General features: G+C 37.5%; 17 protein-coding genes. 5 read left to right on the plus strand and 12 right to left on the minus strand.

Annotated features, from left to right (window positions below; genetic code table 11):
• The 3 genes from NE558_RS14020 to NE558_RS14030 all read right to left on the minus strand — a co-directional run.
• Positions 1–367, minus strand: a 367-nt coding sequence (locus NE558_RS14020) for a polymer-forming cytoskeletal protein (RefSeq protein WP_256150797.1), incomplete at its 3' end; no start/stop codon positions are given.
• A 111-nt stretch (positions 368–478) separates the two neighbouring features.
• Positions 479–1,183: a DUF6385 domain-containing protein gene (locus NE558_RS14025; protein WP_256150798.1), complete on the minus strand. Its 705-nt coding sequence runs from the start codon at positions 1,181–1,183 to the stop codon at positions 479–481.
• A 467-nt stretch (positions 1,184–1,650) separates the two neighbouring features.
• Positions 1,651–2,814 (minus strand): M20 family metallopeptidase, encoded by a 1,164-nt coding sequence (locus NE558_RS14030; protein ID WP_256150800.1) that lies wholly within the window; start codon positions 2,812–2,814, stop codon positions 1,651–1,653.
• 276 nt (positions 2,815–3,090) lie between these two features.
• Between NE558_RS14030 and NE558_RS14035 the strand changes: the two genes are divergently transcribed.
• A complete protein-coding gene (locus NE558_RS14035; RefSeq protein ID WP_256150817.1) occupies positions 3,091–3,972 on the plus strand; it encodes a LysR family transcriptional regulator in 882 nt (293 codons plus the stop codon).
• A gap of 208 nt (positions 3,973–4,180) precedes the next feature.
• Here the strand turns inward: NE558_RS14035 and rsmH are convergent, their stop codons facing one another.
• The 6 genes from rsmH to NE558_RS14065 form a co-directional block, all read right to left on the minus strand.
• Positions 4,181–5,230, minus strand: coding sequence for a 16S rRNA (cytosine(1402)-N(4))-methyltransferase RsmH (rsmH, locus tag NE558_RS14040; protein ID WP_256150801.1), 1,050 nt, complete (start codon positions 5,228–5,230; stop codon positions 4,181–4,183).
• Positions 5,231–5,382: 152 nt separating this feature from the next.
• Positions 5,383–5,616: a hypothetical protein gene (locus NE558_RS14045; RefSeq protein ID WP_256150802.1), complete on the minus strand. Its 234-nt coding sequence runs from the start codon at positions 5,614–5,616 to the stop codon at positions 5,383–5,385.
• 255 nt (positions 5,617–5,871) lie between these two features.
• On the minus strand, positions 5,872–8,412 hold the full coding sequence (locus NE558_RS14050) for an ABC transporter permease (protein WP_256150804.1): 2,541 nt from the start codon (positions 8,410–8,412) through the stop codon (positions 5,872–5,874).
• A complete protein-coding gene (locus NE558_RS14055; protein WP_256150806.1) occupies positions 8,409–9,092 on the minus strand; it encodes an ABC transporter ATP-binding protein in 684 nt (227 codons plus the stop codon). The genes NE558_RS14050 and NE558_RS14055 overlap by 4 nt, the downstream gene beginning before the upstream one ends.
• 82 nt (positions 9,093–9,174) lie before the next feature.
• The gene (locus tag NE558_RS14060; RefSeq protein ID WP_256150807.1) at positions 9,175–10,164 is read right to left on the minus strand and encodes a sensor histidine kinase; all 990 of its coding nucleotides are present in this window, start codon (positions 10,162–10,164) and stop codon (positions 9,175–9,177) included.
• Positions 10,151–10,837 (minus strand): response regulator transcription factor, encoded by a 687-nt coding sequence (locus NE558_RS14065; RefSeq protein WP_256150808.1) that lies wholly within the window; start codon positions 10,835–10,837, stop codon positions 10,151–10,153. Before NE558_RS14065 ends, NE558_RS14060 begins: the two co-directional genes overlap by 14 nt.
• 302 nt (positions 10,838–11,139) lie before the next feature.
• Between NE558_RS14065 and NE558_RS14070 the strand changes: the two genes are divergently transcribed.
• The 4 genes from NE558_RS14070 to NE558_RS14085 all read left to right on the plus strand — a co-directional run bounded on the left by NE558_RS14070 (position 11,140) and on the right by NE558_RS14085 (position 14,629).
• Entirely contained in the window at positions 11,140–11,772 is a 633-nt protein-coding gene (locus tag NE558_RS14070; protein ID WP_256150809.1) for a DUF4397 domain-containing protein, read from the plus strand.
• Between the two features lie 259 nt (positions 11,773–12,031).
• Positions 12,032–13,000 (plus strand): MBL fold metallo-hydrolase, encoded by a 969-nt coding sequence (locus tag NE558_RS14075; RefSeq protein WP_256150810.1) that lies wholly within the window; start codon positions 12,032–12,034, stop codon positions 12,998–13,000.
• A 21-nt stretch (positions 13,001–13,021) separates the two neighbouring features.
• Positions 13,022–13,732, plus strand: a complete 711-nt coding sequence (locus NE558_RS14080) for a metallophosphoesterase (RefSeq protein ID WP_256150812.1) — start codon at positions 13,022–13,024, stop codon at positions 13,730–13,732.
• A gap of 330 nt (positions 13,733–14,062) precedes the next feature.
• Positions 14,063–14,629: a VanZ family protein gene (locus NE558_RS14085; RefSeq protein WP_256150813.1), complete on the plus strand. Its 567-nt coding sequence runs from the start codon at positions 14,063–14,065 to the stop codon at positions 14,627–14,629.
• A 324-nt stretch (positions 14,630–14,953) separates the two neighbouring features.
• Here NE558_RS14085 and NE558_RS14090 read toward each other — a convergent pair whose 3' ends face one another.
• The 3 genes from NE558_RS14090 to NE558_RS14100 form a co-directional block, all read right to left on the minus strand.
• Entirely contained in the window at positions 14,954–16,561 is a 1,608-nt protein-coding gene (locus NE558_RS14090) for a flotillin family protein (protein WP_256150814.1), read from the minus strand.
• The gene (locus NE558_RS14095) at positions 16,561–17,151 is read right to left on the minus strand and encodes a hypothetical protein (RefSeq protein ID WP_256150815.1); all 591 of its coding nucleotides are present in this window, start codon (positions 17,149–17,151) and stop codon (positions 16,561–16,563) included. The genes NE558_RS14090 and NE558_RS14095 overlap by 1 nt, the downstream gene beginning before the upstream one ends.
• Positions 17,152–17,519: 368 nt before the next feature.
• Positions 17,520–18,248, minus strand: a complete 729-nt coding sequence (locus NE558_RS14100; RefSeq protein ID WP_256150816.1) for a YebC/PmpR family DNA-binding transcriptional regulator — start codon at positions 18,246–18,248, stop codon at positions 17,520–17,522.
• Between the last annotated feature and the right edge of the window lie 183 nt (positions 18,249–18,431).

Consider the following 18,431-nt stretch of genomic DNA (forward strand, 5'->3'; position numbering starts at 1 on the left):
TTACTGTTACACTGCCTTCTACTGTTAGTGTTGCATTGGCGATGGTCACAGCATTACTTACTGTTACACTGCCTTCTACTGTTAATGATGTGTTGGCAATTGTCACAGCATTACTTACTGTTACACTGCCTTCCACTGTTAACGATGTGTTGGCGATTGTCACAGCGTTGCTTACTGTTACACTGCCTTCTACTGTTAACGATGTGTTGGCAATTGTCACGGCGTTATTAACTGTGATATTACCAGTAATAATCATGTTACCAGTGGAATCTAATTGAAGCTGTTGCAGGGTAAGTGTGGTTTGATTATACCCATACATTGTGGCCTTTAATTCGGATGCAGTGGTATTAAAAATCAAGTTATTCATCTTTGCAATCTCTCCTTATAATAGTATGATTTAGACTATAGAAAATTAGATATCTAACATAGAAAACCGGTTCAGTACATACTATGTGGACAAATCCGGTTTGGTTACATTTTACTTTTGTTGTGATTGATACCAAACTTCAGTAACAATGCCGTTATAAACGCTTGTTACGCGAATTCTAACGTACTTTGTAAAGTAAGTTGGAATGATTACGCCCATTACATTTGGTAAAATCTCAATTCTCTGGGGATCTAGAAGAATATTTCTTGCATCAGGGCTATTTTCAATGGAGACAACAATTGGGTAGTCACCCAAATTGCTAACACAAAATGTAACTGTGTTTGCATTTGCTGTCAGAAAAAATGGAGACACTGCACTATTTCCTCGACTTGAAACAGATATCTTCTTCTCAAAAAAAGTCTTTCCTTTGCAACTTGGCGCAATTATTTCTTGCCGATAAACTACAATCATCTGGCAAGAATAAAAATAATTATCACCATACTCAAGGACTATCCCATTATTCTCTTTCATCCTTGAGGCCAAGGCATAATAAATCTCCGAAACATCTATCATTATTTCGTTTTCACTGTAATTCTGATAGCCATAGCTTCTAATTGCATAAGAGTCATTCTCAGGCCCATAATTATATCCTTCATTTAGATAACAGCGAAATCCCTCTCCCGTCATAGCCCCATCTACTTCCAAGAAAAGATAAGCCGAATCTACCATTTGATATTGAGGAATATCCTCTAACTCAAAATAGATCGTACTAAAAGTATCAAAATTAGTGAGCGAAATTGGCACTATACTTCTCATATTCCTTATCACCTTCCTTAGCTTTAAAAATAAAAAACCTCCTTACGCTTGTTCTCAATTTATACTATGTAACGAGGACAAAAGTGTGATAACATGGGCAGCGTTTGGGGTACTGTCATCTATATATAAACAACTCAATACAACATTTTTTGTTTCTCACGAAAAGTGCTGGCTTTTAAATCGGAAAACATAAAAGAGTAGCAAGAAATTGATAATCAATTTCTTGCTACTCTTACATTATTTCAGTGAATTGGTTACCATAAGAAATCCCATCCACCAATATGACTTAAAAGACATACGATTTATTACATTGTTTATCATAAGGTTTTTGTGCTTCAATAACATTTCCCACTTGGTACCACCATCCAATTCATCATTTGCCTCATTATTTTGTAGTGAAGTAGGATAAATCACATTTTCGGTCCTGACCCTCCAATTTTTCCCGTATTTCCCAGTTTGAAGATTCCTTAAAATAACTGAGAAATTACACATGCCCATAGCTTTGGACGCTCAAACATACTTTCTACCAATGCATATTCACGAACTGTATGATTCCATTGTCCTCTAACACCACAGGAACAAAGTGTAGGTACTCCAGCAATGGTAAGATATGCCGCATCAGAACTTCCTCCCAAGTCTTGGCATTGATGGTCTCCAAGGCCATTGGCAAGGGCAATTTCCCGTACTTTGTTGAAAAACTCCATGCCCATCTCATTGCGCTCAAAAGGAAGCATTTCATTTGTATACTTAAATGTAGTGCTGGTTCCATCTATATAGGTCTTGGCACAAATCTCCTCCACCTGTTTTTTTAGCTTATCCATCTCCGAGACCTTTGTTGAACGCATATCTACAGCAATCTCACAGTTTTTCGGAACAGCCCCAGACATGGTTCCCCCATTTATCACACCCACACTGACCGTAGTGCCAACTTCCAAATTTGTCAAATCAGCCAAATCGCCAATCTTCTTCGCCATCTCAACAATTGCATTACGGCCGGAAACAAAATCATTTCCGGCGTGGGCTTCAACACCCTCAACACTAATTTGAATTTCAGTCTTACCCTTGCGTGAAACGCAAAGATTGTCATTTAGCAGTCCCGTTTCCATATTAAATGCGCAAGCCGCACCTCGCCCCTCTTCCATTAAAACTTCTGCAGTACTTGAACCATAATGCAGACATTCCTCATCTCCTGCAAATAATATCTTAATGGGTCGTTTTTCATATCCTATATGATTTAGGGCCTTTACGGTGTAAAGGGCAATAATAATTCCTCCCTTCATATCTAACACGCCTGGGCCATAAGCTTTCTCTCCTTCAATATGAAAAGGATTTTCACCAAGTTTTCCTTTGGGAAATACGGTATCCATATGCCCACTAAATAAAATGGGAGCACCCTCACGATCCTCCCCCATAATCCCAACCAGAACATCCCCATGTCCCTCGCCCACGGGGATATTACGGCAAACAAAACCTATTTTTTCAAATTCTTGCCTGATACGCTGCCCACAGCGGTTTACCCCATCTGGTTCTCCGTAAAAGCTTTCCATATTCACAATATCACGCCAATCAGCAATAATCTCATCACGATGCTTGTCAATATAGGCACTAATTTCAGTTAAAAAGTTTTCCATAATTCATTCCCCATTTCTTATTAATATAATGAATACCGGTAACAACAAAACTTAATGCTTACACTAAAAATGATTTATGCTCCAAATTAGTAAAAATAACGTGTTTTATTCACCATTATAAAAAACATGTTTTTGTGCATTATATATAATATAATTAGATTATAAGCAATTAATTTTGTATATTCATCTTACTACTTGACTTTTTAATCTGTCAATGATATAAATTTCATATATCTATTCTAATTTGGAATAAGAGAGGTGTATTAATTGGATACAATGAAGTTGCACTGCTTTAAAATCACAGCTAAGTATGAAAGTGTTACAAAAGCGTCTGAAGAATTATATATTCCTCAACCAACGATAAGCAAACAAATTCGCAGTTTAGAGGCAGAACTTGGCTTCCAGCTGTTCACAAGGCGTGGAAAACATATCTATTTAAACGAAAACGGAAAGATTTTTTTGGAATATGTACAGAAATTTGACAATCTCATGGAAGACTGCAAGAAAGAAATTTTTGATCAAAATCAAAAAGCAGAAGGTTCTGTGTCCCTTCTGGTCATGTCTTGCTCAAAAATGTTACCAAATATTTTGCAGGAATTTCGTAGGCTTTATCCAGATATACGTCTTTACATAAATCAAAGTGATTCTCTTAGTGGGAATGAGGACTTAAAACTATTTTCACAAAGTGACGGGTTGAATTCTTCAAATTGTATACAGCTTCTTCGTGAGGATATTTGTTTGGCTTTACCCCTTGGGCATCCTCTTGTATTCAAAAAATCGGTAACATTAAAAGATTTACAAAATGAAAGATTTATCATGCTAAAACCCGAAAGTAATTTACGAAAAGTCATTGATCCTTTTTTCCAGAAACATGATTTTAGGCCAAATATTGTAATGGAAGCCGAGAATCCCTCTTTGCTTCGTGAATTAATATCATCAAACTTTGGAATTTCCATAATGCCTGCCATCACATGGGGAAATGCTTCGGCAATGCAAATAAAACTAATTCCATTTAATGAAGTCAGCCTAGGCCGCAATATTTATCTATCTTGGAATAAAGATCGCTATTTATCTCGCTCAGCATGCTTGTTTCGCAGCTTTTTGGAGAAATACTTTGAAGATATTGTTGTCCCTCCCCATTATGATACGTTTTACTAATATAAGGATTGGATATATAAAAAGAGAGCATACCATCTGTTATGCAGATGCGTATGCTCTCTTTGTTTTAACACTGCTGGACACTTGTACTTTGCCATCCTTTTAGGTAGTCACTCACAATTGTTCATACAGCCTAAACCTACCTTTTTATGCGTAGGTGGTTTAACACATGACTACGATACATTCCCATTTTTCATAATAGAATTCATCAAGCTTTGATTGCCCATCTCATTTTTGCTGAACGGGCACGACTATTCCTATTGCATTCCTCCATAGTGGGTCTAATAACCTCTGTAGATACTTCACTATAGACACCAGCTTGCAACAATCTTTTGAAAGACTTTTTCACCATTCTATCCTCACCCGAATGGAAGGTTAATATGGCAACACGCCCGCCCTTAGCAAGAACAGTTGGCAGTTTTTCTAAAAACTCAAATAGCACTTCAAATTCATTATTTACATCAATTCTTAATGCTTGGAATGTTCTTTGGCATGATTTCTTAATGCCTTCTTTTCTTTCATCCCCAGGCAAAAAATGCAGAGCATCTCCTATCACCTGTTGTAATTTTGTGGTGGTGGAAATATCTTCACCCTTCTCAATTTGTGAAACAATGGCTTTGGATATTATGTTGGCATAGGGCTCATCTGAATTTTCAAAAAGCATACCTTCTAATTCTCCCTGGGTAATGGTTCTTAACCGTTCAGCCGCAGAAATACCTCTTTCAGGATTCAGCCTTAAATCCAATGGCCCCTCTTTTTTAAAGGAAAAACCTCTGTCCGGATTATCTATTTGCATAGAGGATACTCCTAAATCTGCTAATATAAAATCAAACAAACCTGCCTCTGCGGCAACTTCATCCATATTGGCAAAATTTAGATTGATGGTGGTTAATATGTCTGGGCCATACCCCAAATGCCCTAGTCTCTCTGTTGTTTTTGAAATTTCGATGGGGTCTGCGTCAAGGGCATACAAATGCCCCTTTCCTTCCAATCGTTTTAACATTTCTTGAGTGTGTCCACCATAACCCAAGGTTGCATCCAAACCGGTCTGCCCTGGTAAAATATTTAAAAAAGCCAAGATTTCGTTCACACAAATGGGGATGTGCATACCAGCAGGTGTGTTACCTTTTTGAATAACTTTTTCAATGGTAGCACCATATTTTTCCGGCTGTAATTCCTTGTACTTTTCATTATAGTTGCGGGGATGAGCACCCTTATATCTGACACGTCGCTTATGTTCCCTCTCCTGATTTTCCATGAATAAACGCTCCTTTCATTAAACCTATTATTTCATTTTCTTACATCTTTTCCTATTCACAAAAAAAGAGCCAAAATACTTAGCTCTTTTATCATATCATAACTTTGAATTTAAGTATAATGCAACGTAAAGCAATTTATAGGCAGAACCTCTTAATTAGTGGAATCATAAATAACTGCATCATTCTCAATATCAAAAGCACCCTCATCATTGCCAACCATAAAGGTACCACGAACAGCAAGTCCATTGAAAAATTTAACAATACAATCACCATTTTCACGGGGGAATTGTCCTGTGTTGACATCAATTAAATCAAAATTACTCATAAAATGTTTCTTTTCATCTAATGATAAACTACCCCAAGTCCGTCCTAAAAAATTATCCATTTACGCACTTCCTTTCTCTTCATTATCCATCACTTGTACAATCATTAAACTATGTAAAGTGTGGTTTTGTCAAGAAAAAGCAATAAAACCCTGAAATCAAATTCTTGAAAGGATTAGCAGCAATTCAGAAAATCAATTAATTTTATTAAAAAGCTCCTACTCTAAAATCTAGGAGCTCTTTATGCTTATAACAAAAAGTAAATCATCTTTAAAAATAATAAGGCATCAAAACTTAAATTGATAAGGTTTCTTACATTAAGTCATATCATCTCGAAGGGCATCAATAATATTTTCTTTTCTTATCTTGTTTATTGCATAGACCATGGTGACAAATACAATAAGCAGTACACCAAACACACTGATTGTCATGCTCTTCCAAGGGAATACAAAAGTAATGTTCCCACCACCAAGCTCCATACCTTTATAAATGAGATAAGAAAGGACTCCTGAGAGGGGCAACCCCCAAAGCATTGTCCGTCCTCCGTAAAGAACACATTCAAAGCACATCATTTGATTGAAATCCTTATCTGACATTCCCACAGAACGCAGCATAGCAAGCTCCCGCCTACGCAGCTTAACATTAGTGGATATTGTGTTAAAAACATTGGCTATACCTATCACTGTAATCATTGCAATAAATACAGCGGAGAACAGATTCCCTACAAAGGATAAATTACGATTTTGCTCCAATATCTCATACAAATTGTACAAATTATAATAGGGTGTAATATTTGCACCTTCAATTATTGTTTTCATTTCAGCTGTAGATCTACCGGGATTTTCAGATTGAAAGGTCATACCCAATTTTGTGGGCTTTACAGTATTATCTAGGGCATCAAATTGCGGTTTCACTTCATAAGGTGCAATAATCATCAGTGTATATCCCGACCAATCACCTGGATCCGACGGCAGTAAATCAGGGTAGTCTTTTACAAAGGTAGCGCTGAGTTTTTTTACCTGTTCCCCATCTTTGGAAGGCAACATAAACTCCATAGGCTGTTGCTGGGTATACCAATGTAGGGGAAGAATTCCCGTCATAATCATATTTTGGTCCTGACCAGTGAATTCTGTCTGGGATAGCCCAAGCCCCTTCAGTAGATTTTGATAAACTCCGTTCTCTACGAACTGAACATCTAACTTTACTTCTACTGTTTCACTTTTACCATCATAACCAATAAGTTCACCGAATTCATTCAAAAAATTTTGGGGCAAGTCACTTACATTGAGCACACATGAATAAGTCGAAAGTGCCTGATATGCGCTTCCAGTAACGCCTTCGGCAGTTTTCATCTCATCATAAAGTTGAAGCATATCACTTTGCGCCATATCTCTTGTGTAAAAACAGATATCATAGTCCTCGCTAACCATGGCGGAACCCTCTCCAATCTGCTTTAAATAGGTTCCAAAAGAATTTGCAGTTACAAATAGCACTACGCTTAAAGTAAGAGATAGTATAATACTACGATAACGACGTTTGTTTCTTTTGAAATTTTTTAATGCCAGTATTTCTTCCAAACCATAGAAGCGTCTTGCAAACCTTGAGATTTTTATGGCTTTCTCATCCACCTTTACTTCATTTGTCTGGCGTATGCATTCCATCACCGGCGTTCTAGCGGCCTTCTTCGCTGGAATATAGGCTGAAATCAAAATAGTTATCAGACTGATTACTGCCGCACCAATCAGAACAGGAATGGATAACACCAAAGCCAAGGGCACGGTATCATACATTGCATTTGCAAAGTTCTTTTCTACCAGAGCGAGCACAAGGCGAATGCTTGGTATTCCAACCAAAATTCCCAAGGGAATACCCACTGCCCCCACGCAAAGTCCCTCAAACAGCACAGAATTGCGTAACTGTTTTTCCGTAGCACCTACTGACATAAGAATCCCAAACTGGTGCATCCGCTCATTCAATGAGATATTAAATGAATTATAAATTAAGAATACCGATCCCAACATAACCAAAGCAACCAAAATGGCCACAATGGAATACAGAAGAATTGTTATCATCTTCTCTCCCGAGAGTCCCATAAAGCGCAACACATCATCGTTTAAAACATGGCTGTAATAATCGGAAATACTATCTACATAAGAATGCACCTGATATGGATTTTTCAGAGTAATAAATACAGTATAGCTTTCTGATGGGACTGTATCCTCCGTAGTGATCATTGTATAGCCGGGAGCAGAATATTCCTCTATCGCCGGCCGCTGGCAGATGCCCACAACTTTATAAGTCTTCTCTGTTTTAGATACGAGGGCTTCCTCTCCTGCACAATAAGCGTCGTGCTGGCTAAGTTTTCGGTCTCCCTTTATACGTTCACCTATGGCGAGATTAATTGTGTCCCCCACCATAATATTCACACCGCCGTTTGCTGCAATATGGGCAGGTATCAGCACCTCACCGCTATTCTCCGGTAATCTGCCTGAAATCAATTTTATGGGCAATTCTTTTAAAGCCTCCTTGTTCCATCCTGTCACAAAAAGATAAGGCTTATCAGGGTTTAGTCCATCTTCCAGAGGGGCATACCCAATGTTTTGTAGTCCAACAACGCTTTCTACACGGCTATCCTCCCGTTGTTCAGACAAAAAAGAGGATTCCCCATTGGGTATTGCAACATGCCAATTTCCATATTTGACAGCGGCGCCGTTTATCATATAGTTTTGCAGAGATACAGCAAAGGTGGCCACTGATGTAATCATTGCCGCTGACAGCATAACCCCAACAATGGTAACTAGTGTTCGGGTACGGCTTTTCTTCAAGCTTTCTAGAGTAATTTTATGAAAGATATTCATGACCGCACCCTCTCATCTCTAGCTACTTTGCCGTCGGCTATGCCGATGATACGGTCTGCTTGCAAGGCAATATTTTCGTCATGGGTAACAAGAATCAACGTCTGCCCATATTTTTGATTGCTTTCTTTCAGAAGTTTAATGATTTCATGGCCATTTCGACTGTCTAAACTACCCGTTGGTTCGTCAGCAAGCATGACCGCCGGAGCATTCATCAAAGCCCGTCCTATGGAAACCCGCTGTTGCTGCCCCCCCGAGAGTTGATTGGGCAGATGTTTTTTACGCTCTTGCAAGCCCAGCATTTCCAGCAATTCATTCAGCCGCTCTTTATTGACCATTCGCTTATCCATTAGGATGGGCAATGTAATGTTTTCAACCACATTTAAAGTAGGTATGAGGTTATGAAACTGGTAAATCAATCCTACCTGCCGCCTACGGAAAATGGCAAGTTTTTCACTGCTTTGATCATATATATCCTGCCCCTCCAAATATACCTTTCCTCCTGTTGGAACATCCACACCACCGATACTGTGAAGCAGTGTAGATTTACCAGAACCTGAGGAACCAATAATTGCTGTAAACTCTCCTTTTTCAATGGTAAGTGAAACATTGTCAAGGGCAGCAACTTTATTTTCTCCCTTCCCATAGATCTTAGATAAATTTTCAATTTTCAAAAACTCCATTATGTGAGTCTCCTTTCTCATGGTTTACCCATATAATAGAACCTTCAACTTACATTTACGTGACTTTTGAGTGACAGATTCGTCACTTTGGGAAACGCAGGATAAATGCCGCTCCACCCTGAGGGTGGTTTTTCGCTGTAATTGTTCCACCTTGACGTGTAATAATCATTTTGCAAAGAGCCAATCCAATACCATAGCCTGTTGCGTTTGTAATTTTACCTCGATAAAATCTGTCAAATAGACACGGTAAATCTTCCTTTTCAAAGCCTTTTCCACTGTCGTGAATCATAATCTGTGTAAACAATGGGGTATCCGTGCAGATTATTTCAATCTCCCCATTATCGCCTGTGCTTTCCATACAATTTTTGAGAATATTTTGGATTGCTTCTGAAAGCCAACCTGCGTCCCCCTGAAACAGAATACCCGTTGGCACATCAATCTGCAAGTCGATATTATGCAACTCCATAGAAATTAAAAAGGGGCGAGTTGCATCACAAAGGAGATTGTTTATCTCTATCTGTTCCCTTTGAAATACAACAATGCCTGCATCCAATCGGGATATCTTTAATAGTGAAGTAATCAACCAATCCATCCTTACAAGCAATTCCTCCGCTTCTCGCAGAAATGCTTTTCTCTGAAGTTCATCAGGATTATTGGCTAGCAAAGACAATATCAGATTCACAGATGTGAGGGGCGTGCGTAGTTGGTGGGATATATCAGCCAATGATTCAGCTAGATGCTCCTTTTCTTTTCTCAACCCTTCGTTCTGCTCTCGAATACGAGAGGTCATTTTTGTTATCTCACTGTGCAAAATGGACAACTCACCCTCATCTGATTCACTAATATATAATTGCTCAGCATTATGTAGCACGAGATCGATTTGATGGGAAATTTCAGCAATTTTTTTGTATCTGATTTTGGTAAAAGTGAAAAAAACTGCACCAAAGGCAACAGAAAAAATAATGGCAAGAATTCCTGCCTCTTTATTCATAACAAAGCCTGCTATTACAGCAACGATAGAAATCAAAAAATAGAAAACGGTAAACTGTCGAAACTCTCTATTTCGAAGCATTCTCATCCCCCAATCTATACCCTGTCCCACGAACAGTCAAAATAATTTTGGGGCTTGCTGGGTCGTTCTCTATCTTCTCCCGTAAGCGTTTGATATATACAGTCAAAGTATTGTCGGTAACAAATTCCCCCGCTGCATCCCATAATTCGTCAAGAAGCCTGCTCCTTGTGATAATGCTTTTTGGATTGCTTACGAACAATAAAAACAGGCGATATTCTAAGGCTGAAAGAAAAACTTCCGAACCGTTTTTCGTCACAATACCCCTTGCTGTGTCCACACGGAGCCCTTGAATTTCAAAATCCCACCCACTGCGCTCATCTTTGCGCAAAGCTCTTTTGATTCTTGCAATGAGTTCACGGGGACGAAAAGGCTTAGTGATATAGTCTGCCGCACCCATGTTTAGCCCTGTAACGACACTTGCCTCATCACCTGAAGCAGTTAAGAAAATAATAGGTATATCCCCTTTATCCTTAATTTCAGTATAAATCGAAAAACCATTTCCGTCAGGCAAAGAAATATCTATCAATGCCAAGTCAAATGTGCTCTCTAAGATTGCCGCAAGGGCTTCTTTGCGTGTAGGTGCATGAGTGACTTTGAATCCCTCAGATTGTAGTAAAAGTATAAGATTTTTTGCGATTGCTGTGTCGTCCTCCACCAAAAAAATTCTTTTCATTCTTTCCCCTCCATTTCTTTATTTATTCTTAGACAAATTAAAATTACAACGAAACAATTCATTTGTATCGGATTTTGCAGCCTATTTTTGTGTTAATGCGTTTTTTCTATGTATAACATAATCTTCTTTGCAATTTGGTTTTAATTTTATCTTGTTTTTTTACTATATAACTATTTGATATTTTTTTCAAATAATAAAAAGTGTTTCGCTGATTTCCTATATTCAAAAACTCTCAATGGTTCTCACAGAGACAAATCTTCAAACATATTTTATACCATACTGCTATTTAGGAGCGATGAAATATGTATGCCAACAATAAATATAACCAAAGACAAATGCCACAAATGCCAATGGGCTACGTACGTGTCATTCACACTGTACCCGGTGCGCCTAACGTTGACGTATATGCAAACGATAAGAAAATTGTTAGTAATCTTGCTTATGGTAATTATACAGACTATTTGTCTATACCCGAAGGGAAATACAAGATAAGCCTATACCCTGCGGGAAAAAAAGATTCTCCCATCTTATCCGATATGCTGACTGTTAATAACGATTCCGTGATGACTGTAGCCGCACTTGGAAATCCTGATGATATAGAGCTTTGCAGCATCCTTGATGCCAATGAAACGAAAAAGCCGGACAAAGCTATGATACGCTTCATCCATCTTTCCCCAAATGCCCCTGCCGTAGACATTACATTGCCAGATGGAACAATTCTTTTTAACAATGTTCCATTTGCACACCTTACAAATTATATTGATGTTGCACCAATGAATTACACACTGCAAGTTCGTGTTGCCGGAACTGACAATGTTGTTCTTACAGTCCCTAACGTGAAACCGGAAGCAAATAAATTTTATTCTGTTTATGCAATCGGTTTAGTGGGTGATACACCTGCCCTCCAAGCATTATTGGTGCAAGATGCGAGATAGTTTGAACGTCGAAAATTAGTTATATAGATACCTTCAAACTGAGTGATAAAAAACTCAGTTTGAAGGTGTATCAATAACTAAAAATAGCTTTATTCATAAAGCATTCAGATATATTCTTTTCTGCACTTAGACAGTTGCAATTTACTGCTTCACATTACATTATGGTATTAGACACCAGTGCTATGCAGAAGGTAATTGGTATGATATAATGAAAAGCATATCTTTCTACAAAAAATGTTTGAGTTTAGGAGGGAGTTCTATGCTGAAAAAAGTAACTGAACATATTTATAAAAAAGTAGTACCGTTACCCAATAACCCCCTGCGAGAAATCAACGCCTATATTATAACGGGAAGCAAAAATCTTTTGATTGATACAGGTTTTAACAGACCCGAATGTGAGGAGGCTTTAAAGAGCGCCTTCGAAGAGCTTGGAATCGTCAATACTGATCTATTTATCACCCATTTACATTCAGATCATTGTGGTCTTGTACCCAAATTTTCCACAAAATCTAGCACCATTTATGCCAGCGAAACAGATGGCGAACTCATAAATTTTGAAGTAGGAAATCTTTATTGGCGAATGTTAGACGATTTATTTATAAAATATGGCTTTCCCAAAGCAGCATTTGGTAGAAACACGGATATTCATCCTGGCAGAAAATATTGTCATGACGAAAGAGTAGATTTTACATATGTTTCTGAGGGTGATGTATTAAATTACGGAGAGTATGAGTTTGAGGTCATTTTGACACCCGGCCATACACCGGGACATGCCTGTTTATATGATGCAAAGAAGAAAATTCTATTTTGTGGCGATCATATCTTGGGCACGATCACGCCAAATATTTGTATAGAATTAGGTGTAGAAAATCCATTAAAAGACTATTTGGAAAGCCTTGCAAAAATAGAAAAATTAGATGTTCAATTATTGCTCACTGCTCACGGAACACCAATAGCAGATATGTATGGGCGAATTAAGGAATTACAAAGACATCACGAAGAACGATTGGAAGAAGTGTTGCAAGTTTTAGGTAACCAGTGGAAAACAAGCTACATGGTTGCTGGAGATATGACCTGGGAAATAGACTGTAAAGACTGGGATGATTTTCCCGCTCCTCAAAAATGGTTTGCAACAGGTGAAGCCATTTCTCATTTACAATACCTATTTTTCACAGGAAAAATTGCCCGTGAGGAAAATAACGGAATCTATTACTATAAAAATCATTAAATATTTTTTGGGGGGGAGTTTATGTCAGGTAGAATTTTAATTACAGGAGATAAACATGGAACTTTTCTTCCTTTGTTTACCCTTGCTGAAAAAGTAGCATTAAATAATAGTGATATTTTAATCATTGCCGGTGATGCAGGCTATGTTTGGAATGAAGATTTTTCTTATGGAATTGAAACACTGCAGCAAATCTTCCCAGGCACAATTGCTTTTATTGATGGAAATCACGAAAATCATGCTTTGCTAAATAGTCTGGAGATTTGCCAATGGAATGGAGGAAAAGCCCATCGTGTAGGAGAACGGGTATTCCATTTAATGCGTGGTGAAATCTACTCTATTTATGGTAACAATTTTTTCACCTTTGGCGGCGCTCGCTCTATTGATAAAGATAGACGGGAGGAAGGCATAAGCTGGTGGAAAGAAGAAGAACCCACCCCTGAGGAGATCGAATACGGGAAAAAACAGCTGGTTGAAAACCATTGTCAAATTGATTATGTTATTACCCACGAAACGCCATTATTTGCAAGAGAATGCATTTCACGTTTAAAACAAGTTGATGGGGATTACCATTTGCCCACACACCTTCAGGAGTGGTATCATTTCATTTCAGAATCACCAAGGTTTAAGAAGTGGTATTTTGGCCATATGCATGTAGATCAATCCATTACACCACAATTAAGAGGCGTACATTCAAATATCTTATCAATAGATGAGGAAAATTCTATTTGCTAAGGTCAACAGTGTAACTTGTGAGAATAGAAAATATAATTTTAAAGTTGTAAAAAGGCAGAGCCGCGTTTTTGAGGTTCTGCCTTTCTCTAAAATTAAAAACCGGATAGAGCAGAAAATTTGAAGGCAAATTTATTGACCTCACTCAATCATACAAAGAATAGATGAGTCTTATTCTAGGTTACATTACAGCTTTATATTCTATTGAACTGCAAGATTATAAAAATCTTAGGAAAATCTGAAACAATATAATTATTTACTTTGATATAATAAAAGAAACTGAATTACCTAAACAACAAAATAATCATTAAAACATTGATTTCGGGGTGGCAAATGGTAAGACAGTTACTTAATTATTATTATGCAGAAAGGAAAACCAATTCAATGGACAAAAAAAGAAGAGTTAAAACTCTTGGGTCATTGCTTTTCATTATTTATTTATTATTTTTAGTATGGATTATACTATTTAAGCTGCAATTTTCTTTAAACGATATAGATCCTATCAGATTTGTCAATCTAATACCTTTTCATTATACAAATGCTGTTAGCGAACTATTTCAAATAAAGGAGATTAGAGACAATGTTCTGATTTTTATTCCGTTTGGAATTTTACTTTCCATGCTGGCACCAAAAATGAATTTACGAAGTAAAATCCTCATTATTTTCGGAACTAGTTTTGCTTTTGAGACTATGCAGTATATTCTATCTATTGGAGTTACTGATATTACAGATTTAATAACCAATGTATCTGGTGGAATTATTGGAATTTTTTCTTATGCATTTTTACTGAAATTGGTAAAAGATAAGCAAAGAATAGATGCCGCCATTTCTATTTTCGGAAGTATCCTAGCAGTATTATTCTCGGGGTTAATGTCTATTTTACTACTGGCAAATCAGTAAAACATCAAGTTTTATTAAACTTAGTTGTTATCTAAGGGCAGGGTCATTTAAATTTTTGACTCTGCCCTAACTTGCTTTTGCAATTTTTTTGCACTTCATTCCATAGCTAAAAGATTTCAAAATAATCTCTAATTAAAATAAAACCTCTAAACTTGCGATTTCATATTACCCGTTTAGAGGTTTATAACTGCGTATATCATACGCCTATTCATAACCCTATTATTATTTTTAAGGCCATCGCAGAAAAATATTGCATTGACTTATATATCTAGGCATTCTTCAATTCGTTTCCAATCACAACCCCGTTTTATCGGGTCCGCCGAATCAATAATTTGTTGCATCTGGGTCTTCAATAATTACTTCTGTAAGCGTTTCACCGTCTAAAATAGTGTCTTTCAACACCGACGCTGTTCCCGCAATAGCTACTGCCTTTTCTTTATCTGTTAAATTGTCAAGATTAATGTTAATATTCTTATCTGTCTTACCCGCATATGTATTCGCTTTCATAACCTCTGTCATGTCAAAACCTAAAACATCCTTCATTCCTTCCGTAACAGCGGTTAAGCTTCCCAAAGCCATTTTCGTCACATCAGTTGCACTACCTCCAGAACCATCTCCGCCACCAATGATTGTAATTTTATCAATTCTGCTCATTGGTTCTGCAATCGCTCTGGCGATTTCAGGAAGTTTATCGATAACTATGTCAATAATAGCGGCGTTACCATATTTAGCGTATGCCTCCGCCTTCTTTTCCATGGCCTCTGCTTCAGCAAGACCTTTTAGCTTAATTGCCTGAGCAGTGGCTTCACCTGTTTTTTGAATCATAGCAGCCTCTGCTTCCGCATTTAATTTCTTTGCCTCTGCATCGGCCTCTGCAGCCTTTACAGTCTTAATCTTATCTGCTTCTGCTTGTAACTCTGCTTTTTGCTTTTCCGCAGCGGCAGGGTTTACAACCGTTTCCAGTAATTCCTTCTGTTTACGCTCTGCTTTTCTTTCTGCAAGTTCGGTGTTCTTAATTGCAGCAGCAATCTCTACTTGAATTTCCGCTTCTTTTACGGATTTCTGTCTTTCTTCTTTTAAGACAGCCGCATCCATTTCTGTATTAATAACTTCCATATTGGTGATATTTTGCTGGATTTCATAGGACGCATCCGTTTTAGCCTTAGCCAGCTGTCTCTGCTGTTCATATTCTAAAACCTTAACGTCAGCTTCTTTCTGGGCTTCTGCAATCTTAGCATTTGCTTCCAGCTGGGCAGCTGCACCAAGTCTCTTGGCCTCAGAGGTTTTTATCTGTGTTTCTCTTAAAGCATCTGCCTCTGCTATCTGGGCATCTCTTTTTATTCCCGCAATCTGAGGTTTACCTAATGCTTCTAAATAACCATTTCTATCTGAAATCTCTTTTATAGAAAAAGACTTTAATTCCAGACCTAATGCATTTAATTGTTCAGCCGCTACTTCCTGAACTTTTGATGCAAATTTATCTCTTTCACTATAAATTTCTTCTACTGTAAGGGTCGCTATAATCTCTCTAAGCTTGCCTTCGGAAACATCCTTTGCCGTATCAATAATCTTTTCTTTTGTTACTGCAGAAGTCACATCATTAAACTGCTCCATTGCCATTAAAATGGCTTCCTCGGTATTTTGCACTTTAATTACAACAATACCTTCTGTATTAATGGGAACGCCGTGCCTGGTCATAGCGTCTTGCATAGCAATTGGAAAACGAACGTTTTGCAACGAAATATAGTCTATTCTTTGGAGTACGGGAATGACAATAACACCACCCGCAGTAACCACTTTCTTCTTTCCAAGACCAGTCACAACTGCCGCCTTATCAGCGGGAACCTTTTTCCATGCAGTTAAAATAACTACTGTAATCAAAATAATACCTAAAACGACCACTCCTACGGTAATGAGCAATGAATCAAACATCAAATTTCCTCCTTCTTTTCTTTGCAGACAATTGCAACGCCATTCTCTTTCAATTCCAAAATTTCAACGATTTCACCATAGTCTATGGCTTCGTTATCCTTTGAAGCTGCTGTATAATTTAGAGTTATCCTATCTACAATAACCACAATTTCTCCAAATCCTGATTCAATAATAGAGCTGCTGACTCTAGCCGACCTTCCTATTATCTCTTTGGTTTTTGGAGAGGACACACGATTTTTTTTAAGCGGCATAATAACGAATTTGTTCATTATTACAGCAAAAAAATATCCAGCTGCAATGGCAATAAGCAGGCTAATCTTCTCACTTACAAAAAATAAAGATATAAGACCCCCTCCGCCAAATAAAACAAGAAATGATAAAATAGCTAATGAGCTAAGCGGTAACCATGTGCTGGCAAAATTCATATCCGCATCCAAGTCGAAATCAATATCTGCACCCAAATGAAGACCAATGGATAGAACACCCATTATCAGATCCAAAATTGGTACAATAATACCAATAACTAGAGTTGCTGTATATATTTTTTCCAGCGCACTGAGCGTTTCGTAACCTGCTAAAAGCTCTTTCATATTTGCATTGTCCTTTCAATATTTTTTGTTTCTTCCATAATATCACATTTTCCAATATTTTGTAATCTATTTTTACATAATTTTTAATATAATTGAATTATATCTTATAATTCTGTTTACACAAAACAAAAGCAATAGTATTTTTATATTCTTTCATAATGTAAAATAGACTTCAATTAACCAAAGCGTATTATCTTCTTACCTTGTTCTCATGGATTTTCGTAAAAAAATTTTCCCTATGGAATATTACCAAACTAAAAAATAACCTCCAACCACGTTTATTTACACCAAAATGTAAAAGCATTGTAATTAAAGGTTATTTGTATCCCGTCAATAATAAAGTAAGGTCTATGAAATTCCAGGTCTATTTATTCATCCCAATTATGATAAGTATTTTGAACATCATCATCTTCATCCAATAAATCCAAAAGCTTCCGCATTTTCTTTATCTCGTCATCTGACTTCAGTTCTGTATATGTCTGGGGAATCATGGTAACCTCAGCAGATGCCATGGGTATTCCCGCCGATTCCAACGCCTCTCTAACAGCCGAAAAATCATCAGGTGCAGTCACTACCTCAAAACTATCTTCTTCTGCGGCAAAATCCTCTGCCCCCGCATCCAAAGCCAGCATCATCAGTTCTTCCTCATCAATCTCAACTTCTTCTTTATCAATAACAATTAAGCCTTTTTCATCAAACATAAAGGAAACGCAGCCTGATGTGCCCATATTTCCGCCGCCTTTTGTAAATGCATTTCTAACATTTGCGGCAGCACGATTTCTATTATCAGTAAGGGCCTCAACAATAACCGCAACCCCCGCTGGCCCATAGCCTTCATATCTAATTGTTTCGTATTCAACGCCCTCTTCATTTCCCGCTGCTTTTTTAATACTTCTGTCAATGGTATCATTGGGCATATTATTAGATTTACATTTGGCAATAATATCTCGCAGTTTGCCATTGCTCAATGGATCGGGTCCACCTGACTTTACCGCCACTTGAATTTCTCTACCTAACATGGTAAAAACTTTCCCTTTTGCTGCGTCGTTTTTTTCCTTTTTGTGTTTAATATTCGCAAACTTAGAATGTCCTGACATTAGGAATCCTCCTCCATAAATTTCATCATAGTATTTTACCATTTTTTCCGACATATTTCAAGAAAAATTGCTCATAGCGCCTTCTAATTGATCCATAAATAATTCTTTGAAAGTATTTCTAAGCTAACATAATCATCACCACCAGCTCAGCTGGTGGTTTGCTCTGCCCCTAGAAGGGGCTTT

Origin of the sequence: Anaerotignum propionicum (assembly GCF_024461735.1) — a bacterium.
In the GTDB taxonomy this organism is placed as follows: Bacteria; Bacillota; Clostridia; order Lachnospirales; family Anaerotignaceae; genus Chakrabartyella.

Excerpts from the sequence above, each read along its gene's own strand:
- NE558_RS14025 (WP_256150798.1), bottom strand. The coding sequence starts at position 1,183 with ATGAGAAGTATAGTGCCAATTTCGCTCACTAATTTTGATACTTTTAGT.
- NE558_RS14030 (WP_256150800.1), bottom strand. The coding sequence starts at position 2,814 with ATGGAAAACTTTTTAACTGAAATTAGTGCCTATATTGACAAGCATCGT.
- NE558_RS14035 (WP_256150817.1), top strand. The coding sequence starts at position 3,091 with ATGAAGTTGCACTGCTTTAAAATCACAGCTAAGTATGAAAGTGTTACA.
- rsmH (WP_256150801.1), bottom strand. The coding sequence starts at position 5,230 with ATGGAAAATCAGGAGAGGGAACATAAGCGACGTGTCAGATATAAGGGT.
- NE558_RS14045 (WP_256150802.1), bottom strand. The coding sequence starts at position 5,616 with ATGGATAATTTTTTAGGACGGACTTGGGGTAGTTTATCATTAGATGAA.
- NE558_RS14050 (WP_256150804.1), bottom strand. The coding sequence starts at position 8,412 with ATGAATATCTTTCATAAAATTACTCTAGAAAGCTTGAAGAAAAGCCGT.
- NE558_RS14055 (WP_256150806.1), bottom strand. The coding sequence starts at position 9,092 with ATGGAGTTTTTGAAAATTGAAAATTTATCTAAGATCTATGGGAAGGGA.
- NE558_RS14060 (WP_256150807.1), bottom strand. The coding sequence starts at position 10,164 with ATGCTTCGAAATAGAGAGTTTCGACAGTTTACCGTTTTCTATTTTTTG.
- NE558_RS14065 (WP_256150808.1), bottom strand. The coding sequence starts at position 10,837 with ATGAAAAGAATTTTTTTGGTGGAGGACGACACAGCAATCGCAAAAAAT.
- NE558_RS14070 (WP_256150809.1), top strand. The coding sequence starts at position 11,140 with ATGTATGCCAACAATAAATATAACCAAAGACAAATGCCACAAATGCCA.
- NE558_RS14075 (WP_256150810.1), top strand. The coding sequence starts at position 12,032 with ATGCTGAAAAAAGTAACTGAACATATTTATAAAAAAGTAGTACCGTTA.
- NE558_RS14080 (WP_256150812.1), top strand. The coding sequence starts at position 13,022 with ATGTCAGGTAGAATTTTAATTACAGGAGATAAACATGGAACTTTTCTT.
- NE558_RS14085 (WP_256150813.1), top strand. The coding sequence starts at position 14,063 with ATGGTAAGACAGTTACTTAATTATTATTATGCAGAAAGGAAAACCAAT.
- NE558_RS14090 (WP_256150814.1), bottom strand. The coding sequence starts at position 16,561 with ATGTTTGATTCATTGCTCATTACCGTAGGAGTGGTCGTTTTAGGTATT.
- NE558_RS14095 (WP_256150815.1), bottom strand. The coding sequence starts at position 17,151 with ATGAAAGAGCTTTTAGCAGGTTACGAAACGCTCAGTGCGCTGGAAAAA.
- NE558_RS14100 (WP_256150816.1), bottom strand. The coding sequence starts at position 18,248 with ATGTCAGGACATTCTAAGTTTGCGAATATTAAACACAAAAAGGAAAAA.